The sequence below is a fragment of the Streptomyces spinoverrucosus genome (genome assembly GCF_015712165.1).
GTDB lineage: Bacteria > Actinomycetota > Actinomycetes > Streptomycetales > Streptomycetaceae > Streptomyces > Streptomyces spinoverrucosus_A.
On the sequence record NZ_JADPZX010000003.1, the window covers coordinates 119,863 to 144,943 of the forward strand.

At 71.5% G+C, this 25,081-nt stretch carries 23 protein-coding genes; 11 read left to right on the forward strand and 12 right to left on the reverse strand.

Annotated features, from left to right (window positions below):
* Positions 1-12: 12 nt before the first annotated feature.
* Positions 13-840: a helix-turn-helix domain-containing protein gene (locus I2W78_RS38070; protein WP_196465328.1), complete on the reverse strand. Its 828-nt coding sequence runs from the start codon at positions 838-840 to the stop codon at positions 13-15.
* A gap of 61 nt (positions 841-901) precedes the next feature.
* Positions 902-1,189, reverse strand: coding sequence for a DUF1905 domain-containing protein (locus tag I2W78_RS38075; RefSeq protein WP_196465329.1), 288 nt, complete (start codon positions 1,187-1,189; stop codon positions 902-904).
* Between the two features lie 304 nt (positions 1,190-1,493).
* Here I2W78_RS38075 and I2W78_RS38080 point away from each other — a divergent pair, with 304 nt between their 5' ends.
* The 3 genes from I2W78_RS38080 to I2W78_RS38090 all read left to right on the forward strand — a co-directional run bounded on the left by I2W78_RS38080 (position 1,494) and on the right by I2W78_RS38090 (position 6,881).
* The gene (locus tag I2W78_RS38080) at positions 1,494-1,904 is read left to right on the forward strand and encodes a hypothetical protein (protein ID WP_196465330.1); all 411 of its coding nucleotides are present in this window, start codon (positions 1,494-1,496) and stop codon (positions 1,902-1,904) included.
* A 70-nt stretch (positions 1,905-1,974) separates the two neighbouring features.
* A complete protein-coding gene (locus tag I2W78_RS38085; protein ID WP_196465331.1) occupies positions 1,975-4,305 on the forward strand; it encodes an ABC transporter ATP-binding protein/permease in 2,331 nt (776 codons plus the stop codon).
* Positions 4,306-4,985: 680 nt separating this feature from the next.
* Entirely contained in the window at positions 4,986-6,881 is a 1,896-nt protein-coding gene (locus tag I2W78_RS38090) for a glycoside hydrolase family 5 protein (RefSeq protein ID WP_196465577.1), read from the forward strand.
* A gap of 12 nt (positions 6,882-6,893) precedes the next feature.
* On the opposite strand, the gene I2W78_RS38095 is transcribed toward I2W78_RS38090, so the two are convergent.
* Complete coding sequence (locus I2W78_RS38095) at positions 6,894-8,156, reverse strand: streptophobe family protein (protein ID WP_196465332.1); 1,263 nt, start codon at positions 8,154-8,156, stop codon at positions 6,894-6,896.
* Positions 8,157-8,618: 462 nt separating this feature from the next.
* On the opposite strand from I2W78_RS38095, the gene I2W78_RS38100 reads away from it, so the two are divergent.
* Positions 8,619-9,323 (forward strand): DUF6777 domain-containing protein, encoded by a 705-nt coding sequence (locus tag I2W78_RS38100; protein ID WP_196465333.1) that lies wholly within the window; start codon positions 8,619-8,621, stop codon positions 9,321-9,323.
* Positions 9,324-9,503: 180 nt separating this feature from the next.
* Positions 9,504-9,959 carry an ATP-binding protein gene (locus I2W78_RS38105; protein ID WP_196465334.1) on the forward strand — a complete coding sequence of 152 codons (456 nt, stop codon included), beginning with the start codon at positions 9,504-9,506 and terminating at the stop codon, positions 9,957-9,959.
* Between the two features lie 56 nt (positions 9,960-10,015).
* On the opposite strand, the gene I2W78_RS38110 is transcribed toward I2W78_RS38105, so the two are convergent.
* Positions 10,016-10,903: an RNA polymerase sigma factor SigF gene (locus tag I2W78_RS38110; RefSeq protein WP_196465335.1), complete on the reverse strand. Its 888-nt coding sequence runs from the start codon at positions 10,901-10,903 to the stop codon at positions 10,016-10,018.
* 277 nt (positions 10,904-11,180) lie between these two features.
* Between I2W78_RS38110 and I2W78_RS38115 the strand changes: the two genes are divergently transcribed.
* The gene (locus I2W78_RS38115) at positions 11,181-11,615 is read left to right on the forward strand and encodes a helix-turn-helix domain-containing protein (RefSeq protein WP_374222752.1); all 435 of its coding nucleotides are present in this window, start codon (positions 11,181-11,183) and stop codon (positions 11,613-11,615) included.
* Positions 11,616-11,642: 27 nt separating this feature from the next.
* Here the strand turns inward: I2W78_RS38115 and I2W78_RS38120 are convergent, their stop codons facing one another.
* The 3 genes from I2W78_RS38120 to I2W78_RS38130 all read right to left on the reverse strand — a co-directional run bounded on the left by I2W78_RS38120 (position 11,643) and on the right by I2W78_RS38130 (position 14,258).
* Complete coding sequence (locus tag I2W78_RS38120; protein WP_196465336.1) at positions 11,643-12,245, reverse strand: ClpP family protease; 603 nt, start codon at positions 12,243-12,245, stop codon at positions 11,643-11,645.
* A 2-nt stretch (positions 12,246-12,247) separates the two neighbouring features.
* Positions 12,248-12,886, reverse strand: a complete 639-nt coding sequence (locus I2W78_RS38125) for an ATP-dependent Clp protease proteolytic subunit (protein WP_196465337.1) — start codon at positions 12,884-12,886, stop codon at positions 12,248-12,250.
* A gap of 163 nt (positions 12,887-13,049) precedes the next feature.
* Complete coding sequence (locus I2W78_RS38130; RefSeq protein ID WP_196465338.1) at positions 13,050-14,258, reverse strand: epoxide hydrolase family protein; 1,209 nt, start codon at positions 14,256-14,258, stop codon at positions 13,050-13,052.
* 290 nt (positions 14,259-14,548) lie between these two features.
* On the opposite strand from I2W78_RS38130, the gene I2W78_RS38135 reads away from it, so the two are divergent.
* The gene (locus I2W78_RS38135) at positions 14,549-15,031 is read left to right on the forward strand and encodes a VOC family protein (RefSeq protein WP_196465339.1); all 483 of its coding nucleotides are present in this window, start codon (positions 14,549-14,551) and stop codon (positions 15,029-15,031) included.
* 42 nt (positions 15,032-15,073) lie between these two features.
* On the opposite strand, the gene I2W78_RS38140 is transcribed toward I2W78_RS38135, so the two are convergent.
* The gene (locus I2W78_RS38140; RefSeq protein ID WP_196465340.1) at positions 15,074-15,949 is read right to left on the reverse strand and encodes an aminoglycoside phosphotransferase family protein; all 876 of its coding nucleotides are present in this window, start codon (positions 15,947-15,949) and stop codon (positions 15,074-15,076) included.
* An 87-nt stretch (positions 15,950-16,036) separates the two neighbouring features.
* On the reverse strand, positions 16,037-16,942 hold the full coding sequence (locus I2W78_RS38145; RefSeq protein WP_196465341.1) for an SGNH/GDSL hydrolase family protein: 906 nt from the start codon (positions 16,940-16,942) through the stop codon (positions 16,037-16,039).
* A 162-nt stretch (positions 16,943-17,104) separates the two neighbouring features.
* Between I2W78_RS38145 and I2W78_RS38150 the strand changes: the two genes are divergently transcribed.
* Positions 17,105-18,304, forward strand: a complete 1,200-nt coding sequence (locus I2W78_RS38150) for an esterase-like activity of phytase family protein (protein ID WP_230887085.1) — start codon at positions 17,105-17,107, stop codon at positions 18,302-18,304.
* Positions 18,305-18,343: 39 nt separating this feature from the next.
* Here the strand turns inward: I2W78_RS38150 and I2W78_RS38155 are convergent, their stop codons facing one another.
* Complete coding sequence (locus I2W78_RS38155) at positions 18,344-19,348, reverse strand: zinc-binding alcohol dehydrogenase family protein (protein WP_196465580.1); 1,005 nt, start codon at positions 19,346-19,348, stop codon at positions 18,344-18,346.
* A gap of 189 nt (positions 19,349-19,537) precedes the next feature.
* Here I2W78_RS38155 and I2W78_RS38160 point away from each other — a divergent pair, with 189 nt between their 5' ends.
* Positions 19,538-20,338: a VOC family protein gene (locus I2W78_RS38160; protein WP_196465342.1), complete on the forward strand. Its 801-nt coding sequence runs from the start codon at positions 19,538-19,540 to the stop codon at positions 20,336-20,338.
* Positions 20,339-20,395: 57 nt separating this feature from the next.
* Positions 20,396-21,097, forward strand: a complete 702-nt coding sequence (locus tag I2W78_RS38165; protein ID WP_196465343.1) for a ribonuclease H family protein — start codon at positions 20,396-20,398, stop codon at positions 21,095-21,097.
* A gap of 138 nt (positions 21,098-21,235) precedes the next feature.
* On the opposite strand, the gene I2W78_RS38170 is transcribed toward I2W78_RS38165, so the two are convergent.
* Both I2W78_RS38170 and I2W78_RS38175 read right to left on the reverse strand, forming a co-directional pair.
* Complete coding sequence (locus I2W78_RS38170) at positions 21,236-21,640, reverse strand: hypothetical protein (RefSeq protein ID WP_196465344.1); 405 nt, start codon at positions 21,638-21,640, stop codon at positions 21,236-21,238.
* Positions 21,641-22,151: 511 nt separating this feature from the next.
* Complete coding sequence (locus I2W78_RS38175) at positions 22,152-22,850, reverse strand: CAP domain-containing protein (RefSeq protein WP_196465345.1); 699 nt, start codon at positions 22,848-22,850, stop codon at positions 22,152-22,154.
* 680 nt (positions 22,851-23,530) lie between these two features.
* On the opposite strand from I2W78_RS38175, the gene I2W78_RS38180 reads away from it, so the two are divergent.
* The gene (locus I2W78_RS38180) at positions 23,531-24,967 is read left to right on the forward strand and encodes a M1 family metallopeptidase (protein WP_230887086.1); all 1,437 of its coding nucleotides are present in this window, start codon (positions 23,531-23,533) and stop codon (positions 24,965-24,967) included.
* Positions 24,968-25,081 lie beyond the last annotated feature (114 nt).

Consider the following 25,081-nt stretch of genomic DNA (forward strand, 5'->3'; position numbering starts at 1 on the left):
GGCAGGTCCTGGCTAGCCGGCGGACGTCGCACCACCCGCCAGGGCGCCCGGTGTGCACCCCGCGAAGGCCAGCACGTCGCGGTGGAGATGGGCCTGGTCGACGTATCCGCACGCCAGGGCGACGCCGGCGGCGTTCTCGCCCGCGCACAGGGCCCGGGCGGCGTGGTCGAAGCGGACCAGCATGGCGGCGCGCTTGGGGGTGAGGCCGATCTGAGCGGTGAACCTGGACCACAGCCGCTTGCGGCTCCATCCGCAGGACGCGGCGAGGTCGTCGACCCGTACCCGGCCTCGACGGGCCACGATGTGGTCCCAGGCGGCGGCGACCTCCGGCGTCGTCGACGGAGCCCGCGCAGCCCGCCGCGTGAGGAACTCGTCCATCAGCGTGAGGCGTTCTTGCCACGTCGAGGCGTCGGTCAGCCGCTCGCGCAGGCGTCGCTCGTGCCGCCCCCACAGGTCCTCGAGACTGGTGACGGAGCCGTCCAGCTCGCGCGGGGAGACGCCCAGCAGCGCATGGGCGGCCGCGGGTGACAGGCCCATCTCAAGGCACTCGACGCGCTCGCCGAGGATGCGGGTCGGACCGGGCGACAACGCGGCGACGAGGCTTCTGAAGGGCCGGCGCCCAGCGGTGCCCTCGACCGTGAACGGTTCCTCCCCGAGCCCGATGACGACGATCACGGCAGGCTGGGGCAGTACCCGCATATCCAGCCCGGCATCGACACGGTCGCGGAATCCGGCCATCCGGACGCCGTCGAGGGACGTGCCGCCGAGTGGACGGGCGACCTCCCAGCCGTCCTCGGTGTCGCGGTGCACGGGGGCGGACCCCACTGCGTAGCTGCCCATGCCCCTACGGTCGCCGACTTCGGCGGCCCTGTCTTGGACGAATGTTCCGCGGGCCCAGGCCCTAGGTGCCGAGGCGCTCCTCCAGGTGCACGGTCACCGTGTCGCCCTCCTTCTTGCCGATCGCCCTGCGCACATCCGCCTTGACGGGCAGCTTGTGCGTGCCGTCGCCCAGGGCCATGAAAGAGCTCTGGAATGGGTGCCCGTCGATGGTGCCGCGGATCTTGACCAGTCCGCGGGTGCCGAAGAATGCGACGGATTCGGGCCAGACGACATACGTCCATCCGCCTTTGCTCGGGCTCTTGCGCAGGACGGCCGTGAATTCCGCGTCCACGTTTCCGGTGATCCCCATGGCGGCCTCCGCTGGCAGCGATCTCGAAGGGTTTCGGTCATCAGACCCCGGAAAGGCGAAAAACTCATCGCGGAAGATCTCACTCCGGTCCAGTCCGAAGATCCACCCCGCGCGGCCTGGGCACCTCACCCGCCGCATTCCGGCCAATACGCCCGGTGAATATGCCAGGAGACTGGCCGGAAAGACATGGTGACAGTGATTCAAGAGTGAAGATACTCGAACCTCAGGGACTGTTTCACACGCACAGGAGCCGCACCGAAAGCGAGGCATACCGCAAGCGGGCGACGCGACGGGGGAGGCGAACGTGCACGACGAATTCCTGTGCCATGTCACGGCGTACGGCATCTGCGGCGGCCGGCGCATCGGCGTACCGCTCGGCACCTACCGGGCGCCCACCCTGGCCCTCGCCCTGTGGTGGCTGCGCGACCGTGCCACCTGGATCGCGGAGCGGCTCGACCCGCAGCCCGGCGACCCGCCGTTCCCGCCGAACGCGCTGATCCCGGTCGGCGACGGGGTGGCCGATGTGCCGTCGGTGCTGCGCGCCTGGTGTGCGGACGTGGACCAGCAGGAGCTGATCGCAGACCAGTTGGCGGCCGGGCGGCTGGTCAGGATCGCCACCAGTGACGACACCACGGAGTACGAGCTGCTCGCCGAGTCGGTCGACGCCCTGCGGATGCAGCGCACCATCCCGGCGCTCGTCGTTCCCGTCGCCTGACACGTGCCATCGGGGCCACCGGGCCGCCGCCGACCAGAACATATGTGCACGAATCGGTAGCATTTTGGATATGGCGGAGCGGTCGGTCGCGTCGACGGCACCGGAACTCGTAGTGGAGACCGAGACGGGCTCCACCGTGATGAGACCGGTCCGCGACTACCGCATCGGACGCGACCCGCTCAGCGACATCGTCCTCGACGATCCCCGCGTCTCGTGGCACCACGCGGTGCTGCGCCCCGTGGACGGCCACTGGACGGTCGAGGACGAGCACAGCACCAACGGCACCTACGCCGAGGGCCACCGGGTCCACGCGTGGAACGTCGGCCCCGGCAGCGTGATCCGTTTCGGCAACCCCACCGACGGACCCCGCGCCGTCCTCCTGGGCCCCGCCCCGGAGCGCCCCTCGGCGGTCTCCCGGCCGGCCCTCACCCACACCTTCCGGCACCCGACCTCGGTACGGCCACTGCCCACCCGTACCATCCGGATCGGCCGTGCCGAGGACAACGACCTGATCGTCGCCGACCTGATCGTCTCTCGCCGGCACGCGGAACTGCGCACCCACGCCGACGGGACGTACGAGATCGTCGACCTCGACAGCCACAACGGCACTTACCTCAACGGGCAGCGCGTCACCGGCGCCCTGATCGGCCCCGGTGACATCGTCGGCATCGGCCACTCGGCGTTCTGCCTGGTCGGCGACCAGTTGCAGGAGTACGTCGACACCGGCGAGGTCTGTCTCGACGTGCAGGACCTCACGGTGGCCGTCGAGCGGGGGCGCAGGACGCTGCTGGACGGCGTGTCGTTCCCGGTGGGGGAGAAGTGCCTGCTCGCCATCGTCGGACCGAGCGGCGCGGGCAAGTCCACGCTGCTGGGCGCCCTGACCGGCCAGCGCCCCGCGGCCCACGGCACCGTCCTGTACGACGGCCGCGACCTCTACCACGACTACGCCGAGCTGCGGCAGCGCATCGGACTGGTCCCGCAGGAGGACATCCTGCACGTCCAGCTGACCGTCCGCGCCGCCCTGTCCTACGCCGCCGAACTGCGCTTCCCCCAGGACACCGCCGAGGCCGAGCGGCTCGCCCGGGTCGACGAGGTGATCCGCGAACTCGGCCTGGAGCAGCGTGCCCAGCAGCCCGTGCACAGTCTCTCCGGCGGCCAGCGCAAGCGGGTCAGCGTGGCCCTGGAACTGCTGACCAAGCCGTCTCTGCTGTTCCTCGACGAGCCGACCTCCGGCCTCGACCCCGGCATGGACCGCTCGGTGATGCACATGCTGCGCGGCTTCGCCGACGACGGCCGGACCGTCATCGTCGTCACGCACAGCGTCCTCAGCCTCGACGTCTGTGACCGGCTGCTCGTCCTCGCCCCGGGCGGCAGGGTCGCCTACTACGGCCCGCCCGGCGACGCCCTCGCCTTCTTCGGCTTCACCCAGTGGCCGGAGGCCTTCGAGGCCTTCGAACGCGAGCAGGACCGGGACTGGGCGGGGGAGTACCGCGCCTCGCCCTTCCACCGGCAGTACATCGCCGACGCCAGTGCCCAGCCCGCGCAGTCCGGTGAGGGCCCGGTCGCCGTGGGCCCGCCGCCCAGGCCCCGCGACTGGAGGGCGCAGCTCGGCACGCTGGTCCGCCGCTACCTGGCCGTGCTCGGCGCCGACCGCACCTTCCTCGTCGTGATGATCGCGCTGCCCTTCGTCATGGGCGCCATGGCCCGCGCCCTCGCCGGTGGCGCGCTGGACCGCGGTTCGGCGATGAACACGCTGCTCATCCTCTGCGTCGGCGGTGTGCTCACCGGCGCGGCCAACGCGGTGCGCGAGATCGTCAAGGAACGCGTGATCTACCAGCGGGAGCGGGCCGTGGGCCTGTCCAGATCGGCGTACCTGACGTCCAAGGTCGTCGTGCTCGGCGCGGTCACCGTGCTGCAGGCCGTCGTGCTGACCCTGGTCGCCCTGTACGGCGTCGATCTCGGCGCGCCCGGCGGGCAGGGGGTGTTGATGCCGCCCCTGATCGAGATCGCGGTCGCCGTCGCCCTGCTGGCGTTCACGGCAGTGATGCTCGGCCTGCTGATCTCCGCGCTGGTGCGCAAGGAAGAGGTGACGATGCCGCTGCTGGTGCTGCTCGCCATCGTTCAGGTCGTCTTCTGCGGCGCCCTGTTGCAGCTGGACGGAGTGCCGGGGCTCGAACAGCTGAGCTGGCTGGTGCCCGCGCGCTGGGCGCTGGCCGCGATGGCCGCCACCGTCGACCTGGGCCGGCTGTCGCTCGGCGAGGTGAGCGGCGACCCGCTGTTCGGCCACACGGCCGGTGTGTGGCTGCTCGACATCGGCATGCTCGTCGTGCTGTCGCTGGTCTACGGGTACGTCGTCCACCGGCTGCTGCGCCACCGCGAGCCGGTCGTGATGCGGAAGTAGGCGCCACACCGCCCTGGCGACCCCCGGCCCGCCGCCGGCGGTTCCACTCGCCGAGCGCGCGGCGACCGGGGCCCGACCCGCGCTCCAACGGCTGGCCCGTCCGCGCCGACGGCCGTCGGCGCGGACGGCAGGACCCACCCACCGAGGACGACCCGCTCCGGCGACCGTCGCCCCCGCCCCGCCACGCCGGATCCCGGCCGCGCCGGCCCTGCGCCGTCGTGTCCCCGGAGTGCGAACCCTGATGGCGGCCGCCATCACGCTCCCTCGGGCAGCGCTCCGGGCTGCTGGACCCGGCATGCTCCGTCCTCCGTCCTCCGTCCTCCGTCTGCCGTCTGCCGTCTGCCGTCTGCCGTCTGCCGCCCGCCGTCTGCCGCCTGCCGCCCGCCGTCTGCCGCCCGCCGCGGCCCGAGCGGAGCGTGATGGCGGCCGACATCACCCTCTTCTCCGCCGCCGGTCCGCGCTCAGGCTGCTTGCCGCCGGCCTCGCCCCCCATGACACCCTCGGGCAGCGCTCCGGGCTGCCGGACCCGGCATGCCCCGTCGCCGCCCGCCGCGGCCGGGCGGATCGCCGCGTAGGTCGTCTCCGCGCTGGACACCGCCCGCCGATGAACCCGACGCCGTTCAGGACTGGACCAGTGGCACGCCGTCCCCCATGATGACGCTGGCATGACAAACCCAGGGATGGTGACCGTGCGCGCAGCCTTCGTCAGGGCCACACTGGCCGCCGTACTCCTCCTGCTGCCGCTGGTGCACGCCCCTCAGGCCGCCGCCCGGGCCGAGGCCGCCGCCGACTGGACGGCGCCGCTCAGCACGCGGGGCCGTTGGATCGTCGACGCCGACGGCGACCGCTTCAAGCTGCGCTCCGGCAACTGGCACGGCGCCAGCGGCACCTGGAACGGCTCCGGGAGCACGGCCGACGACGCGAACCACCACGCCGGCGAGAACTCCGGCCGGATCCCGCTCGGCCTGGACCGCGCCCCCATGGCCGAGATCATCGCCGGATTCCGGGAGATCGGGATCAACAGCATCCGGCTGCCCTTCTCCAACGAGATGATCCACGACACCGTTCCCGTCACGGACGACGCCGTCGCCGCCAATCCCGCCCTGCGCGGCATGACCCCGCTCCAGGTGTACGACGTCGTGGTCCGCGAACTCACCGCCGCCGGACTCGCGGTGATCCTCAACAACCACACCAACACCACCCGTTGGTGCTGCGGAGTCGACGGCAACGAACGCTGGAACGCGAGCCGGTCCACCGAAACCTGGGAGAACGACTGGCTGCTCATGGCCCGCCGCTACAAGGACAACAAGCGGGTCGTCGGCGCCGACCTGTACAACGAGGTGCGGCGCAACGTCTGGGACGACCCCAACTGGGGCCTCGGCGACAACCACGACTGGTTCGCCGCCTCGCAGCACGTCGGTGACCGCATCCTCACGGAGGCCAACCCAGACCTCCTGATCATCGTCGAGGGCATCAACTGGACCGGCATCCCCGTCGACGGCCTCCCGCACGAACGCCCCACCCTGGAGCCCGTACGCCGCCTCTCGCACACCCTCGTCGACTCCGGCAAACTCGTGTACTCGGCCCACTTCTACGACTACACCGGCCCCCACCACAGCGGCGCCACCGGAACGGGCGAGACCAGCGACCCCCGCTACCGCGACCTGAGCCCGACCGAACTGGTCGACGTACTGAACCGCCAAGCCTTCCACGTCACCGCCGAACAGGACCGGCACTTCACCGCCCCCGTCTGGATCAGCGAGTTCGGCATCGGCGGCCGCGACGAGACCGGCGCCAAGCAACGGGCCTGGTTCGAGAACTTCGTCGACCATCTGATCCGCACCGACGCCGACTTCGCGTACTGGCCGCTCGTCGGCTGGCACGACGACCGCAAGGGCAACGGCTGGGCGCTGTTGCACTGGGACACCGCGGGGAGCCGCATGGGGGTGTACGACGGTGACGACTGGCGGGCGGCCGCCTGGACGCGGCTCGTCGACGCCGCCGGCCGCACCGGTCCGGTCACGCCGGTGACGGAATGGTCCATGCTCAGCCCTGACCACGGCGACTTCGTCCAGTCGCGGCGGATACGCGCCCTGCCCGACTGGGACCCCGGCGCCCGCAAGGCCGTCTGCCCCGACGGCCAGCGGCTGCTGGGCCTCAGCCACACCGGCAACCGGGGCCTGTGCTCGGACGTGTCCGCCTCCTGGGCCCCGGTCCACGGACACGAGGTGGTCGTCGACGAGCGGCACGTCACGGCGGGCCACGACTGGGCGAACGGTTACACCAAGCTCCAGTGCGCGCCCGGCCACCACCTGACCGGCTACAGCGTCCGCGGCTCCGCCGTCTCCGCCGCCCTGTGCGCGGCCGCCCCGGCGGGTGAGCTCGGCACCAGCGGCCGTACCGTCTGGTTCGACCGCGGCGACAACCGGGGAACCGCGCCCAAGGGCGGCGACTTCGCGGTCGGCCACTACAAGGGGCAGTGCGCGGACGACGAGTACGCGGCCGGGATCGCGTACACAGGGCGCGTGGGTTCGTCGCGGACACCGGACGCGCTCTACTGCCGGAAACTGGGCTGATCGGGGACCGGGCTAGGACGTCGTGCGGCGTCGCCGTACGCCCTTCGCCAGCAGGCCGCCGAGGAAGCCCGTCACCAGCCCCCACAACACGGCGAGCCCCAGCGCGCCCCAGATACGCGGCCGCAGCAACAGTTCACCGGCGAGGTCGCCGCCCAGGTCGCCGATGCCGAGGACGGACAGGCCGTAGGACGCGGAGACGCGGCCGAGCAGGCAGATCATGAGCACGGTGAGCGTCAGCGCGACGGCCATGCGCACCGCGTGCTGCCAGAGCCGCACCTGGGCCGGTGAACGCGCCGCCATCACGAACGCGGCCCCGAGCACCAGCACCGCCGCCGCGACGACCAGCCACCACCACCGGCCGTCGTGCTCGGTGAGCGTGCCGACGTTCAGGGCCTCGACGTCCTGGGAGCGCAGCACCTGGTCGAGCGCGTGCGGCATCGGCAGCTGGAACGGCCCCTCCACGCGTCCGTCCCAGGTGGCGCCCAGGCCGAGGGTGAGCCCGAGCCACGCCAGGTTCGGCAGCCCGAGCAGCAGCGCGGCGAAGGTGTCGGCGGGATGCTCACGGTTCGCCGCGATGTCCAGGCCGATGGCCAACCCCACCACGACAGACGCGAGCAGCAGGGCGACCATCGCGTACGCGGCCGGGCGCACCGACTCCTGAAAGCGCGACAGCCGACCCGGCAGCGGGGCGTCCCGCGAGACGAGCAGGGCCAGCACCAGCACACCCGCCAGCCACAGCAGACCGAAGAACAGCGACAGCGGCACGTCCGTGGTGAAGCCGATCTCCGGCGTGACACCGAACAGATCGGTGATGTCGCTGATCGCGTCATCATCGAGCGAGATCCGGAAGGTCTGCCGGGCCCAGAGAGCCGGACCGAGCAGCCCCAGCAGCCACAGGACGGCCACCTTGCCGGCCCACGCGCCCAGCTCCCCGGCATCGGCCACCGCCCGGCGTCGGAGCGGACGCAGGAAACCCGCGGCGATCACCAGCGCACCGACCAGCGTCACGGACAGCGGGATCACGGTCAGCTCCGCCGCTGTCTCGGCGAGGCCTCCGGCAGCCCCGGACATCTCGACGACACCGCCCACCGAGGTGACGACGGTCGCCGCGACCACCCGGGGAAACGCCCCGTCCGGCAGCTCCGCCGCCCCGGCCGCCCACAGGCCCAGCGCGGCGGTGCCCCCCATGGCGACCAGCGCGGCCAGCACCGTAACCAGGGCCTGTACCCAGCCGGGGCGGGACAGTGCCTGGTCGGAGGGGGACCGCGCGCTCACGCTGCCACGCTAAGCAGCACCGGCACCGGGCGCGCGCCGAGAGGTCCGTCCGCGTCCGCTTGCGGGCCGTGCGGAACCCGGGCACACAATGAGCACATTGCGGAAATAACGGGAAAGCGGCAACGGGATGTGAGGGCCAAGGTGGATTCGACCGGCCGCCCCACAGACCCACCCCCCGGCCCCACAGACCCACCCCCCGGTCCCACCGGCCCACCCCCCGGTCCCACCGGCCCACCCCCCGGTCCCACCGGTCCAGGCTCAGGCCGCCGCCCCGCGGGCCCTCCCACCGCCCCCGCAGGCCCTGCCACCTCTCCCGCCAGCCCTCCCTCCGGCCCCGCCGGACCCCCCTCCGGCCCCCTGCCACCACCCCCGCAACCGCCGCCGGGCCCGCCGGAAGGAGGTCGACCGTGGTGGCGGTCCGTACTCGGCATCGCGGTCCTCGCCGCGGTCGTCGCGGCCGCGGTGGCGGCTGTCGTCCTCACCCGGATCGGCCGCGACGACGCCTCCGACGCCGAGGACGGGAACGTCCTGCTTCAGGCCGTGAACGCCACCGGGCCCAACCCCTTCACCGAGTCCACGGCGAGGGCCGGCTCCGCCCCTTCCGTCACGCCCACCCCGACCGGGTCGGTGCCGCCGCACACCGTACGGGGCGTGAGCGGCAGCGCGCCCGGCCTCTACGGCGGCACGCGCAACGTCGCCGACTGCGATGTGGAGAAGCAGATCCGCTTGCTGGGGGAGGCGGAGGCGAGGAACCGGGCGTTCGCGTCCGTCGCCGAGGTCGAGCCGTCCGGCGTCCCCGCGTACCTGCGCTCCCTGACCCCCGTACAGCTCCGCGTGGACACCCGCGTCACCAACCACGGCTTCCGCGACGGCGCCGCCACCGGCTACCAGGCCATCCTCCAGGCCGGTACGGCCGTCCTGGTCGACGGGCGGGGACTGCCCCGCGTCCGCTGCGCCTGCGGCAACCCGCTGACCCCGCCGGTCGCCCGGCGCACCACACCGAAGCCGACCGGCGAGGCCTGGCCGGGGTTCCGCTTCTCCCATGTCGTCGCGGTGAAGGAGGCGCGGCGGGACATCGACGCCTTCGTCCTCTACGACTCCGACCACGACGTCTGGATCTACCGGTCCCGGGGCGACACGGGAGAGAAGGACAAGCAGATCGGCTGAGGGGCAACCATCTGCCGCTGTGGACGCGCACCGTTCGTCCTCCGCGTACACCGCCCCGGAATCGTCCACAAACGCTCCGGCAATGTGACGAGTCCGGCACTATGGACTGCGGCGCCCGGCTCGGGGTACGAGGACTGGTGCAGCAGCGTCCGGCATGGCCGGCTTCGGAGAGAGACACGCATGATCGAGCACGGGGACGGGGCCGTCGTACCGACTGGTTTCGACGTGCCCGTGGAACCACTGCGGCGGGCGGCGCACTACACGGGCGAGCCGGGATGCATCGCCGAGGCGCGCTCCCTGGCCGCGTTCTTCCTCGAACAGCTCAGGAACGAGTGGTGCGCCGAGATCGACGCCCGCACCGAGGGAGCGGTGCTCCTCGTGGTGAGGGAACTAGTCACCAACGCGGACCGGCACAGCAACGGGCCGTACATCCTGGAGCTGGAGGGAACGGACAGCGCCCTCGCGGTGTCCGTCTACGACAGCAGTGCCGCCCTGCCCAGGCGGTTCCCGCGCGACCCGGCCCGCATCGGCCGGCACGGTCTGGAGATCGTGTACGCGCTCGCGACCGACGTGACCGTCGAGCGGGTTCCGGTGGGCAAGCGGGTGCGTGCGGTGGTGCGGCTGGACGGGGAGTGAGCCCCCTGGAGATTCCGGGGGCTCACCTTGTGGGCTTGTGGTGCGCTGCTGTGCCGTCAGGCGCAGCCCAGTTCCCCGAGCATGCCCTTGCGGAGCCGTACGATGATCCGCTTGAGCAGTCGGGACACATGCATCTGCGAGCAGCCGAGCCGTTCGCCGATCTCGGCCTGGGTGGCCTCCTCCACGAACCTCAGATGCAGGATCTGCCGGTCGCGTTCGTCGAGTTCGGCCATGAGCGGGGCGAGCGACTGGAAGTCCTCGACGAGCCGCAGTCCTTGCTCCTCGACGCCGATGAAGTCCGCGAGGACCGCCTCGCCGTTCTCCGGGCCGTCTCCGGTGAGGGCGGCGTCCAGGGAGGCGGAGTTGTAGCCGTTGGCGGCGATCTGGGCCTCCGTCACCTCGTTCTCCGAGATGTTCATCAGCGTGGCGAGTTCCGCGACCGTGGGATCCCGGTCCAGCCGGCTGGCCAGTTCCTCGCGGGCCTTGGCCAGTTCGACGCGGAGTTCCTGAAGACGGCGGGGGACGTGTACGGCCCAGGTGGTGTCGCGGAAGAACCGCTTGATCTCACCGACGATGTAGGGCAGCGCGAACGACGTGAACTCGACCTCGCGGGAGAGTTCGAACCGGTCGATGGCCTTGATGAGGCCGATCATCCCGGTCTGGACGATGTCCTCCATGTCGTCCCCGCGGTTGCGGAACCGGCCGGCGGCGAACCGCACCAACGACATGTTCATCTCGATGAGGGTGTTGCGCGCGTACTGGTACTCGTGCGTGCCTTCCTCGAGTTCGGTCATGCGTGCGAAGAACTGGCGGGACAACTCGCGCGCGTCGCGCGGAGCCACGGTCCGGGGATCCCCGACGTCCGGTGTTGGCCCCTGACCCGTCCTGGCCACGGGGCTGTCCTTGACGACCTCTGCCTCCGACCCGGTCACGGCGGTGTCCATTACCTCTCCCACGAATGTCATGGCGCGACGTCTGCCTCTTCGGCCTCTGTTGTCCTCGGTCCTGACGGCGTCACGTCCCGGGCCACCGGAACCTGACGGCGTACTGGTGCGGGTACCCGGCCCTCGCCATCACATGCCCTCCTGTTGCGGGGTGGCCCGAATTGGGTACTTCGGGCTACGAGTTCACCGGCCGGGTCGCCAGGGCGTTTCGTCCGATTCCACCGAGGGCGGAACGTCGCGGCCTTCCCCTGACGGCTCGCGAACCTAGGCTGAAGAGGTGAGCAACCAAGCGCCGAACACGCAGATGACGCCCAATGAGGCCCGTGTCATCCCGTTGCGTCCGCAGCCCGCGCGCCCCGGGACGGCCCGCCCGGTGTCCGACCGGCCCGCCGCTGTGCCGTCCCAACCCGCCGTCAAGGAGCCGCTCTGGCGGGACCTCGTGGGGGACGTGCTGCGGCGGGAACGGCTCGCACAGGAGCGGACGTTGAAGGACGTCGCCGACGCCGCTCGGATCTCGATGCCGTATCTGTCGGAGGTGGAGCGCGGCCGCAAGGAGGCCTCCTCGGAGGTGCTCGCGGCCGCCGCCCACGCCCTGGGCCTCGGCCTCGGCGATCTGCTGGCGCGGGCGCACAGTGACCTCACCCGGCACACGCACGCACGCGGCCGCGCCATGTCCACCGCGCCACACAACGGGCTCTGCCTGGCCGCCTGACCACGCGCCGGCGCCTCAGACCTGCACTCAGACCTTACCGAGGCGCCGGCTCAGCACCTCGTCGGCCAGCCCGTACGCCATCGCCTCCCGAGCGGTGAACACCTTGTCGCGGTCCATGTCGGCGCGCAGGGTCGCGATGTCGTGGTGGGTGTGCCGGGCCAGCACCTCCTCGACCTGGGAGCGGATCCGCACCATCTCCTTGGCCTGGAGGGCCAGATCGGAGACCGTGCCCTGCCGCCCACCGCTGGCGGGCTGCCCGAGCAGCACGCGCGCGTGCTCCAGCACGAACCGCCGCCCCGGATCCCCGCCCGCCAGCAGCACGGCCGCCGTGGACGCCGCCTGCCCGACACAGAACGTCGAGATCGGCGCCTGCACGAACGTCATCGTGTCGTAGATCGCCATCAGCGAGGTGAAGGATCCGCCGGGGGAGTTGATGTAGATCGCGATCTCGTTCTCCGGCGCCGCCGACTCCAGATGCAGCAGTTGCGCGATGACGACATTGGCCACGCCGTCGTCGATCTCGGTGCCGAGGAAGATGATCCGCTCCGACAGCAGCCGGCTGAACACGTCGTACGACCGCTCGCCCTGCGGGGTGCGCTCGACCACGTTCGGAATCGTGTACGTCCCCATGACTACAGCCCCATCCGTCGCCGTGCGGCGGCCGGGCGGACGTCGGCGAACGACTCCACCACCCGGTCCACCATGCCGTACTCCCTGGCCTGCTCGGCCGTGAACCAGCGGTCCCGGTCGCCGTCCCGGGAGATGGTCTCCGGGCTCTGCCCGGTGTGCTCCGCGGTGATCCGCTCGATGGTCCGCTTGGTGAACTCCAGGTTGTCCGCCTGGATTTCGATATCGGCGGTCGTGCCGCCGATCCCGGCGGACGGCTGGTGCATCATGATCCGCGCGTTGGGCAGCGAGTACCGCTTGCCCGGCGCGCCCACGCTCAGCAGGAACTGGCCCATGCTGGCGGCGAACCCCATCGCGAGCGTGGAGACGTCGTTGGGGATCAGCCGCATGGTGTCGTAGATGGCGAGCCCCGCGTGCACCGAGCCGCCGGGGCTGTTGATGAACAGGCTGATGTCGGTGCGGGGGTCCTCCGCCGACAGGATCAGCAACTGGGTGCAGACCCGGTTGGCGGAGACCTCGTCGACCTGGGTGCCCAGCAGGACGATCCGCTGTCCGAGCAGCTGGGCTGCCAGGTGGTCGTCGAACCGGGTGGGCGGGGTGTCGCCCTCCTCGGCGCGAGGCAACAGGGCGGTGCGTGGAGACATGCGGGCTCCTCGGGTCGTGGGAGTGGAAGCGGGTGGTGCGATCGCGATGTCCACTCTCGGCCCGGGACCCCGCCCGTGGCGGAACCCTCTGCCCGCGGCAGATTCGCCAAGGGCAGAGCACGCGCGGCCCGCCGCCTGCCGCACGGGCGGCGAACCCGTGGGGTCACCCGCCCCGCTTCTCCCGCAACTGCCGGAAGAACGCCCGCACATCCCCCACCAGAAGGTCCGGCTCCTCCATCGCCGCGAAGTGCCCGCCCCGGTCGAACTCCGTCCAGCGCACGATGTTCTCGGTGCGCTCGGCCTTGTGCCGCAGCGGAATCTGCAGCTCCGCCGGGAACAGGGCCACGGCGGTGGGCGTGGCCGACGGCTCCTGGGGCCGGGCGATCCGGCCGGAGGCGTGCGCCCGCTCGAAGTAGATCCGGGCTGACGAACCGGCGGTCCCGGTCAGCCAGTACAGCATCACGTTGGTCAGCAGCCGGTCCCGGTCGACGGCCTCCTCGGGCAGCTCCTCGGAGTCCGTCCACTCCCTGAACTTCTCGACGATCCAGGCGAGTTGCCCAACAGGCGAGTCGGTCAGCGCGTACGACAGGGTCTGCGGCCGGGTCGACTGCAGCACGGCGTACCCCGTGCCCTCCCGCGACCACGCGCTCCACCCACGCCACGAGGCGAGCGTCCGCTCCCGCTCCTCGGAGCTCAGCCCCGCCAGCTCCTCACCGGTCGGCTCGGTGGCCGCCTGCGCGCCCGGCAGCAGGTTCAGATGGACGCCGATCACCCGGCCGGGATGGGCGCGGCCCAGCTCGCGGGAGATCGCCGCGCCCCAGTCACCGCCCTGTGCCCCGAACCGCTCGTAGCCGAGCCGGCTCATCAGCTCGGCCCACGCGTCGGCGACCCGCCCCGCCTCCCAGCCGGTGTCCGGCGTCGGCCCGGACAGCCCGAAGCCGGGGATGCTCGGCAGCACGACGTGGAACGCGTCGGCCGGATCCCCGCCGTGCGCGGCCGGGTCGGTCAACGGCCCCACCACGTCGAGGAACTCCACGATCGATCCGGGCCAGCCGTGCGTGACGACCAGCGGGGTGGCGTCCGGTTCGGGGGAGCGGACGTGCGCGAAGTGCACGTTCGCCCCGTCGATCGTGGTGGTGAACTGCGGCCACTCATTGAGCCGTGCCTCGGCCGCACGCCAGTCGTACGAGTGCCGCCAGTACCGCACGAGCTCGCGCAGGTAGTCGCCGGGTACGCCGTACGCCCACCCGACGCCGGGCAGCTCGTCCGGCCAGCGGGTCCGGTCGAGGCGGTCGTACAGGTCGTCGAGGTCGCGCCGCGGGATGTCGAGGCGGAAGGGCCGGATGCCGTCGGCGGGCGGTGACGTCGTCATGGTCGCGATGCTAGGGCCTGTTGCGAAAGTGGCCTCTGCCGCGCGACGCCCGGCACGCACTCTCGGCGCACCGCCCGAAAGCCCGAGTACCCCAGTACGAGGGCTTCCGGGCGGCACGCCGAGAGCACGCACCGGACGCCGCGCGGCCGCCCTCCGGGCGACGAGGCCACTTTCGCAACAGGCCCTAGTTCCGGCGGCCGCCCCCGGATGGATTCCGGACGCGGCCGATGAGTTTCGCGGGCCCCGCCGGTCGATACAGATGACCGCGTTCCACGCCGCAGGAGGTGCCCATGGCGACCGACGGATTCACCACGTGTCTCTGGTTCGACAACGAGGCAGAGGAAGCCGCCCACTACTACGTCTCGATCTTCAAGAACTCCAGCATCGGCAGGGTCGCCCGCTACCCCGAGGACGCCCCCCGCCCGGCCGGCACCGTGATGACCGTGGAGTTCACGGCCAACGGCCAGAAGTTCCTCGCGCTCAACGGCGGCCCCGAGTTCAAGTTCAACGAGGCGATCTCCTTGGTGATCTACTGCGAGAACCAGGAGGAGATCGACTACTACTGGACCAAGCTCACCGAGAACGGCGGCGAGCCCGGCCCCTGCGGCTGGCTGAAGGACAAGTACGGGGTGTCCTGGCAGGTCACGCCCACCGACCTCGACGACATGGTCAGCGACCCGGACCCGGCGAAGGCGGCACGCGCGATGCAGGCGATGCTGTCGATGCACAAGCTCGACATCGCCGCCCTGAAGAAGGCGTACGCGGGGGAGTGACGCACCGCCGGAGCAGGGCCGGCCCCGCGGCCGGCCCTGCCGCTATCCGGCCTCGGCCAGGATCTCCCCGATGACATGCCGGGAGTTCGCCGCCAGCGGCGGATTGGTCTCCCAGTAGTACGGCAGCTGGATCAGCGAGATCGACAACGCCCAGGCGCGCCCGCGCGCCCACTCGGCGTCGTCCGCGCCCACGGCCTGACGGAAGGTCTCCCGTGCCCCGGCGGGCAGCAGGTTCCACGCGACGATCAGGTCGACGGCGGGATCCCCCACCCCCGCCACGCCGAAGTCGATCACACCGGTCAGTCGTCCTTCGCTGACCAGCACGTTCCCGGGAGAGAGGTCTCCGTGCGCCCACACGGCGGGCCCGGCGTACTCCGGTGCCCGCAGGGCCTCCTCCCACAGCGCCGTCATCGCGTCCGTGTCCACCCGGCCCTCCAACTGCGCGATGGCCTCCCGCGTCGGCTCGTCCCGGGTGGCCGGCGGCACGCCCCGGTGGTTCGGCGGACCGCCGTCGGCGTCGACCCGGCGCAGTGCGACGACGAACTCCGCCAGGTCCTCGGCCAGCCGCTCCGGCTCGTCGAGCGCCCCGGCGACGGGATTGCTCCCCTCCAGCCACCCGTACACCGACCAGGGAAACGGGAACCCCGCACCCGGCTCGCCCCGCCCGACCGGCCGCGGTGTGTCCAGGGGCAACCGTGGCCCCAGCTCGGGCAGCCACCGCAGCTCGTGCTCCACGTCCCCGACGGCCCCGGGATGCCGAGGCAGCCGCACCACCAGTTCGCCCCCCAGCCGGAACATCGCGTTCTCGGTCCCCGACGACTCCAGCCGGCGCACGGGCAGCTCCGCCCACTGCGGGAACTGCCCGGCGATCAGCCGCCGCACCAGCTGGGCGTCCAGGTCGACTTCGTCCGCATGCATCTTGACGGCACACATGGGGCCATCCCAGTGGAACGGCCTGCGCCCTGTCGAACGATTTTGAGGAGACGTCAGCCGGGTGACGCCTCGTCAGTCGGACCCGGCCGTCGCACCGACCACCCGTGTGATCTCCCGCGCGATCCGCAGGATCCCCGGCGAGCGCACCGGGCACGGCTTGGGGGTGGACGTGGTGGGCGCCAGACAGAAGTGCAGGTAGTCGTCGTCGCGGTGGAGCGCGGTGCGGTCGCTGCCCGGCTGGGTGCAGTAGTCGGGGTGGGCGCGCTCGTACGCGGTGCAGGGCAGGAACTGGGTCCAGGTGTAGCGAGCCCCTTCGGGACTCACCGCCCGGCCCGCGTCGGCGACCAGGTCGCCGGTGGCCGCGGCCCGCTCCTCGTAGACGGCGTTCACGCGCCGCACCCGGTCGGGGCTGATCGGGTCCGGGCCCTGCAGCACCCACACGATGCGCGGCCGCCGCTCGCGCCCCGCCGCGTCGATCTGCTCGGCGAGGCGTCGCGCGTCGGCGGCGTACCGTTCCAGATAGCGGGTCCGAGAGGCGTCGTACGTGATGCCGTCCATGCACGGCGTGTAGCCCCAGGCATTTCCCCAGAACTGCAGCACCACGAAGTCCGGCCGCACCGACCGCACCAGGGCCGCCGCCTTGTCCGCGTCCGGCACGAGCGACCGCTTGCCGGTGCCCTCCAGGTAGTCGCACAGGGTGGTGCCGGAATAGGGGGCGCTCGTGTACGTGGCCCGCAGGTCCCGGCGGAGTTCCTCGCCGAGGACTTTCTGGTTCTCCATCGCCAGCGAGTCGCCGATGTAGAGGACAGTCGGCGCCTTCGCGGGGAGGCGCGGCGCCCGCTGCTGGGTGGTGGCCGCCGACGCCTCGGGGACGCTGGGCGCGGGCGGCGCCGCCTCCGGCCCGGACGCCGGATCCCCGCAGCCGCCGAGCAGCACGGCTCCGGCCAGCAGTACCCCGACCACTGACCGCCTGCCCATACGGCAACTCCCGCCCCACCACCGACAAGGCCACCCAGGCAAGCACAGCCCGACGGCCGGGGGAAGACACGCGTCGGACACGGAAGCCGTGACCGCACACGCGTCCGGTTTTGTCTTCCCGTGTTGGCGTGTTGGTCATACGGTGTCCCTACGGTGCCCGCCATGAGAAGACCTTCGATCTTGCTCAGCGCCGCCGTTCTGACCGTGGCGCTGGCCTCTCCCGCTGTGGCCGGAAACGGCTCCAGGGACAGCGACTTCGGTCGTGCCACGCTCACCGGATTCGCCTCCCTGCCGGCCGAGACGTTCGTGCCGGACAGCGAGCCGTCCGGCGCGCTCATCGGCGCCGGCCCGTTCAACGGCATCGCGGCACCCTTCGCCGACCAGCCCGTCCAGGGCTTCAGCGGCATCGTCAACCGCCACGACGGCACCTTCGACGTGCTGTCCGACAACGGGTACGGCAACAAGGCCAACAGCGCCGACTACCTGCTTCGCGTCCACCGCATCAAGCCGGACGTGCGGACCGGCAAGGTCCGGGTGCTCGGCGGATTCAACCTGAGCGACCCCTACCGCAAGGTGCCGTTCGCGCTCACCCGCGCCGACCGGATGCTGACCGGCGCCGACTTCGACGTCGAGTCGATCGTGCGGGTCGCCGACGGCACGTACTGGATGGGCGACGAGTTCGGCCCGTTCCTGCTGCACTTCGACGCCAGGGGACAGCTCCTGGAGGCCCCCATCGCGCTGGACGGCGTACAGGCGCCGGAGAACCCCTACCTCGACGGGGCCCAGCCGACCATCGGCGGCAGCAAGGGCTTCGAGGGCCTGGTCCGCTCCGTCGACGGCCGCCGCCTCTACCCGCTGCTGGAAGGCACCGTCACCGGTGACACGCCGGGCGACCTGCGGTTCAGCGAGTTCGACCTGCGGGGGCGGGCCTACACTGGCAAGCGGTTCGTCTACCGCCTGGAGTCGACCGCGAACGCCATCGGCGACGCCATCGCCGTCGACCGGCACCGCTTCCTGGTCATCGAGCGCGACGGCGGCCAGGGCGACGACGCGAAGTTCAAGCGGATCTACCTCGCCGACACCCGCGACCGCGACGACGACGGCGTGATGGACAAGACGCTGGTCGCCGACCTGCTGGACATCGCCAACCCCAAGGGCCTCGGCGGCTTCGGCGAGACCTTCCGCTTCCCGTTCACCACGATCGAGGACGTCGTCCTGCTCGACGACCGGACCCTGGCCGTGCTGAACGACAACAACTTCCCGTTCTCGTCCGGCCGTACGCCGGGCAAGGCCGACAACAACGAGTTCATCACCATCCGGCTGACGGACCGCCTGCACGCCGACCGGCGCGCGTTGCGCTGACCCACGCCCGGCCCGGACCGGTCGCCCCGCGCGGCCGGTCTACCAGTCGTTCACCAGCACCGCCGCCCCGTCGAACCGCCCCGCCTTCAGATCCGCCAGCGCCCGGGCCGCCCCCGCCATCGGATACGGGTGCGTCGTCGCCCGTACGCCGTGCCGCGCGGCCAGCGCCAGGAACTCCCGCGCGTCCTCGCGCGTGTTGGAGGTGACGCTGCGCACCTCCTTCTCGTAGAACAGCTCGCTCGCGTAGCGCAGCGGCGGGACGTCGGTCAGATGGATACCGGCGATGGACAGCACCCCGCCCCGATCCAGCGCCCGCAGCGCCACCGGGACCAGCTCCCCGGCCGGGGCGAACAGGATCGCGCTGTCCAGCGGCTCCGGCGGCATCTCCAGCACGTCCCGCGCCGACGCCGCCCCCAGCTCCAGCGCCAGCCGCCGCGCCGCCGCACCCCGGGTCAGGACATGCACCCTGGCCCCCTCGGCGAGCGCGACCTGCGCACACAGATGGGCGCTGCCGCCGAAGCCGTACAGACCGAGCCGCCCGCCCGGCGGCAGCGAAGCCCGCTTCAGGGCCCGGTAGCCGATGATCCCGGCGCACAGCAGCGGCGCCACCGCAACGTCGTCGAGACCGGCCGGCAGCCGGTGCGCGAACGCCGCCGGTACGGTCGTGTACTCGGCGTATCCGCCGTCGGCGTCCCAGCCCGTGTACCGCGATGCCGGGCACAGGTTCTCGGCGCCGCGCGCGCAGTAGGCGCAGCTGCCGTCGGTGCGGCGCAGCCAGGCCACGCCCACCCGTTCGCCGGCCACGAAGCCGCGCACCGCCGCCCCGAACCCGGCCACCACGCCCACCACCTCGTGCCCCGGCGTGACCCCGACCCGGTGCACGGGCAGGTCCCCCTCGGCGACATGCAGGTCGGTACGGCACACCCCGCACGCCCGCACCCGCACCAGCAACTCGTCCTCGCCGGGCACCGGCACCGGCTTGTCCACCAGCCGCAGCCCGCCCGCCTCCACCAACCCCGGCGTCGCCACCGACCACGCCCGCATCGTCCCGTCCGGCACCGCCATGGCGCGCCCCGCTTTCCCCGACGAGCCCTCGCGTCCGCCGTATCCGACCCCGTGCGCCCGGATCCCCTTCCAGTCTGGGTCGCAACCGCGCGTTCGGCGCGCGGGCGGCCTTCCGGATGACTAGCGTGAGGAATCGGACAACCCCACCGATCGGGAAGGGCCGCGGCCATGGCTGTGCAACCAGAGGGAACCCCCATTTGGGCCGACGCGATGTTCGGCGACGTCGAGGGGGCCAAGACGTTCTACGGCGACGTCCTCGGTTGGACCTTCGGCGAGGCGTCGTCGGAGTTCGGCAACTACACCCAGGCCTACTCGAGCGGCAAGGCGGTCGCCGCCGTCGTACCGCCGATGCCCGGTCAGGAGGGCCAGTCGCAGTGGTGTCTGTACTTCGCGTCCCGGGACGCGGCCGCCACCGCCGTGAGGATCCGCGAGAACGGCGGCCAGGTGCTGATGGAGCCGATGGAGGTCGGCGACTTCGGCAGCATGTGCCTGGCCAGCGACCCGAGCGGGGTCGTCTTCGGCGTCTGGCAGCCCGGCACCCACCGGGGGTTCGAGGCGCCCATGGACCAGCCGGGCGCCTACTGCTGGGCCGAGGTCTTCACCCGCGAGCCCGAGAAGTCGGACACCTTCTTCTCCGCCGTGTTCCCGTACACGGCACAGCAGATGGAGGACGACGACATCGACTTCCGGATCTTCAACCTGGAGGGCAATCCCGTCCTGGGCCGGATGAAGATGACCGACGAGTTCCCGCCCGACGTGCCGCACTACATCAACGTCTACTTCAGCGTCGCCAACTGCGACGACGCCGTCGCGCGTGCCACCAAGCTGGGCGGCGTGCTGCGGTTCGGGCCTATGGACAGCCCCTTCGGGCGGTTCGCCGCGATCAGCGACCCGCAGGGCGCGAACTTCTCGGTGATCGACACCACGACCACCGTGGGCGAGATGCCGAGCCTGAGCGACGTGTCCTGACCGGCCGAGGCCGGTGATCGACCGGCTCCGCGATCAGGGGCCCGGCCCGTTCATGGCATGATCGGACACATGCGTGAACGTGTGGTGGCCGCGTGCGACGGGGCTTCGAAGGGAAACCCCGGACCGGCGGGCTGGGCCTGGGTCGTCGCCGACGAGGGCGAGACCCCCACCCGGTGGGAGGCCGGCCCGCTGGGCACGGCCACCAACAACGTCGCCGAACTCACCGCCCTGGAGCGACTGTTGGCGGCGACGGACCCGGGCGTGCCGCTGGAGATCCGGATGGACTCGCAGTACGCCATCAAGGCCGTCACCACCTGGTTGCCCGGCTGGAAGCGCAACGGCTGGAAGACCTCCGCCGGCAAGCCGGTCGCCAACCAGGACCTGGTCGTGCGCATCGACGAGCTGCTCGACGGCCGCACCGTCGAGTTCCGCTACGTCCCCGCCCACCAGGTCGACGGCGACCCGCTGAACGACTTCGCCGACCGCGCCGCCAGCCAGGCCGCCTTCGTCCAGCAGTCCGCGGGCAGCGACCTCGGCTCACCGGAGCCGCCGCCCGCCCCGGACACCCCGCCGACCGCCCCGCGCCGCAGGGCGGCCACGGCCAAACCGGCCCGGAAGGGCGGCGGGTCCGCCCGCACGATCAAGGCGAAGTTCCCCGGCCGTTGCGTGTGCGGCCGCCCCTACGCGGCCGGCGACCCTATCGCCAAGAACGCCCAGGGCTGGGGTCACCCGGAGTGTCGAACCGTCGACTCCAAGTGATCCACTCCGAGTGATCGACTCCGGGCGAGGCTGAGGCCCGCCGCAGAGCGCGAGCTTCCGCCGAGCCGTCGGCCCGGAACGCCGCAATGCGCGGCTCCCGTGCGGGAGTCGCGCATCGCGTGGTGATCGCTGCGACTGTCAGTGGCCGCCGCCACCGCCGCCGCCACCGTGGCCGCCACCACCGTTGCCGTGGCCGCCGCCACCGTTGCCGTGGCCGCCGCCACCGTTGCCGTGGCCGCCATTGCCGTGGCCATTGCCGTGGCCGTTGCCGTGGCCGTTGCCGCCCCAACCGTCGTGGCCGTTGTCATGACCGTTGTCATGACCGTTGTCGTAGTCCTTGTCGTAACCGTTGCCCCAACCGTCGTGGTCGTCGTCGTCATCGCGGTCGTGGTGGCCGCGGTAGTCGCTGTTGCTGTAACTCTTGTCGTGGCCGGTCGGGACACCGGCCGAGGCCGTGCCCGCTGTGCCGATCGCCGCACCTCCCGCCATCAGAACGGTGGTCGCAGACGCGGCGATGAGACGCCTCGCGCGAAGTGATCGCATGGCAATACCTATCCTTCCATCGTCTCGCGCGATTTCCCCCGCACGAGATGGATGGCCGCAGCCGCAGCTGGTGAGAGTGCGGCGCGGTCTTGGGCGTCGCCGCAAGAATTGAGAAGCACCTCTCGGCCGCCGACGCCACTTGTCAGCCGCGTTGTGTCACGCGGGCGAGTACGGTCGCGGTCCTCGCTGTGCAGGAACCTTGCCGGCCGGGGCGTGCCCCGGTTTGCGGCTTTCATCACTAGACGTTAGTCCCGCAGGCCTGACGCGGCATCTTGAAACAGGCTGATTTCAGAAATTGTTGAAATTGACTGCATACCCGTACAAGTCCCTGTATCAGGCTGCATTTACCGGCCTGACGGCATGTCGGACGAGGTGGCGAGTCGGCCTCGCCGTCCGGGTCGGACGGTCCGAGTGCGGTCAGTGCCCGAAGTGGCACAAAGGGTGGTTCCTCATGCCGCTGCCGCCCCGGGGACGAGTCCCTGAGGCGGCAGCGGATGGTGGGGTCGGTGCTTCAGCGGGCGGTGCCGAAGTCCTGTGTCCAGTAGTTGCCGGGCTGTGCCAGGCCGACACCTATTTCCTTGAAGGCGCAGTTCAGAATGTTGCGCTTGTGGCCGGGGCTGGACATCCAGCCAGCCATGACCTGCTCGGGGGTGCGGTATCCGTAGGCGACGTTCTCGCCGTACGTCCGCCACTGGTACCCGGCCTTCGTGATCCGCTGGCCCGGGTTCGAACCGTCGGAGCCCGTGTGGGACATGTTCCGGTGGCTCGCCATGTCGGCGCTGTGGTCCTGGGCGGCTGCCGTGAGCTTGGCGTTCAGCTTCACGGGGGAGCAACCGGCCTTGCCGCGCTCACTGTTCACCAGGTCCACGACGCGCTTCGTGGCGCTGGACGCCGAGGCTGACGGGGCGGAGGTGCCCGGTGAGGTGGCGGCGGGCGCGTCGGAGGTGCCCGGTGAGGTGGCGGCGGGCGCGCCGCTGTCAGGGGCTGCCGGCGAGTTCGGCACGGTGGTGCCCGGTGGAACGGTGGTCTGCTGCGAATCGGACGCGTTCATCCAGTTCTGCCACTGGCCGTAGGGCCGGGCGGCCTCGGTGGCCTCGGCGCCGTCGTCGTTCAGACAGGCCATGGCGGCGGACGGTACTGCCAGCGCAGTGAGGGCGACGGCGGCGACGGCTATGTGCCGATGGCGCGTCTTCCTGCGGTGCTTCCTCATGGGACCTCGCTCGGTCGTAGCGGGTCGCCTCCGGGGTCGGCACAGCATGGACGCCGTGCCTGACCTGCGGTGACGCATTCTGGGGTCGTCATTGTTAAAAGGGGCGTGAGTAGGGGGCAACGAGGACCACTACTACCCGGCCTCGTAGTCGCCGAAGGCCCTTGAAGCGGGCGCGTGGGTGTGCACACCCGGCTCGCCGGAATCGGGGCAACGCCTGACGCCCCGTCAATGGTTCGCGTGCGCCGGGTCAGTGGAGAGAAGGGCGCAAGTCGGTCGCATGCCGCCGGATCGGGCGCGTCGTTTGTCTGGTTCCAGGTGGCAATTCGGGCTTTATCGCCCAGGCGTCAAGTACTACCGAGCCACGTTGATGCCTCACAGGTGCGTGATGGATGTCACTGTGGGCCGCTGCAACCTTTTTCGACGGAGGTGTAGCCCGCACGGATGGAAGCGGCGCGCATATAAGCCGATTTACGGACATCTTGCTGGCATAGTGCGGCCATGATGATCACGACTGCCGGCCGCCGAGCCCCCCACCGGTTGCTCCGATGAAGGCGCCATCCACGCGCCCCCCGGAAGAACCGGCTGAGCAGCAGCGCCCCCGCCGCAGAGCGCGTGCCCTCGCTCTCGCCGCTGCCGCCGTCCTCACTGGCGCCGCTGTCCTCACCGGCACGTTGATCATCATGGACCCCCGGCCCACCGGACGCCTCGGTGCCCCCGCCTCCGGCCCGTCCGGCGCCGCTCCCGGCCCGGCCCCGTCCCCCGGCGCCCGGGGCATCGGCGACCCGTTGCTGCCGCTCGACGGCAACGGCGGCTACACGGTCCGCCGTTACGCGCTCGACTTCGACTGGCGCGCCCCGCGCACGCCCTTCGCCGCCCGCGCCACCATCAGCGCCACCGCCACGCAGCCGCTGTCCCGCTTCAACCTCGACTTCGCGGGCAACACCCTGCGCGAGGTCACCGTCGCAGGCGCCCCGGCGACCGCCGTACGCGACGGCGACGAACTCGTGGTCACCCCCGCGAAGCCGATCCCCCAGGGCAGAGCCTTCACCGTGCGGGTCTCCTACACCGCCGATCCGACCCAGCAGCGAGAGCGCGACGACGCGATCCAGACGTACGGCTGGGTGCCCACACCCGACGGGACCGTGGTCTGCGCGCAGCCCAACGGCGCCAAGATGATCTTCCCGGTGAACGACCACCCCAGCCTGCGGTCCCCGATCACCTTCCGCATCACCACGCCACCGGGCCTCAGCGCGGTGGCCAACGGCCGGCTCGTCGAACGCGTCCGGCGACCCGACGGACGGGTCCGGTGGACGTACGACTCCGAGCATCCGGTCGCGGCCCAGCTGATCCAGCTGGCCATCGGGAAGTTCACGTTCGTCGACGGCACCGGCCCGCGCGGGCTGCCCGTCCGTGACGTGGTCCCGGACGACCTGGTCACCGACACCGAGGCCCATCGCTCGCTCACCTCCGAGCACCTGACCTGGCTGGAACGCCGGCTCGGCCCGTACCCCTTCCGCCGCTACGGCGTACTGGTCGGGGACACCGACCTGCCGGTCGCGCTGGAGACGCAGTCACTGTCCGTGGTGCCCAGGGCCATCCTGCTGGGTGACCGGGTCCAGGCCGAGCGCGACCTCGTGCACGAGCTGACGCACCAGTGGGCCGGCAACAGCGTCGCCATCCGGCGGTGGTCCGACCTGTGGCTGAGCGAGGGGCATGCCCGCTTCTACGAGCGGCTCTACTCCGACGCGCACGGCGGCGTCGGCATCGAGGACGCGATGCGGGCGGCGTACGAGCAGCACGACCAGTGGCGGCACGACGACGGGGCGCCCGCCGAACCCACCGAGCCGACCCTGTTCAAGCGGATGCGGTACGACGGCTCGGCGCTGGTGCTCTACGCCCTGCGGGAGAAGGTCGGCGAGGAGACCTTCGACAGGATCGAGCGGTCCTGGGTGACGCGGTACCGGGGCCGGGTGGCCGGCACCCGGGACTTCGTCCGGCTCGCGTCCGAGGTGGCCGGTGAGGACCTGACGCCGTTTCTGACTCCGTGGCTGTACGGGGAGCGGACCCCGCCCATGCCGGGGCATCCCGACTGGGAGGTGGAGCCGGTCGAGGGCTGAGCCGGAACCGGAACATACCGGTCGGTAAGGGCAACCGAGGAGGACTCCCGCCCGGGCGGATGTACTGCCGCTGACCGGGTGGCCTGTGGCGGGCGGCTGGTCCAGCCCGGTGAC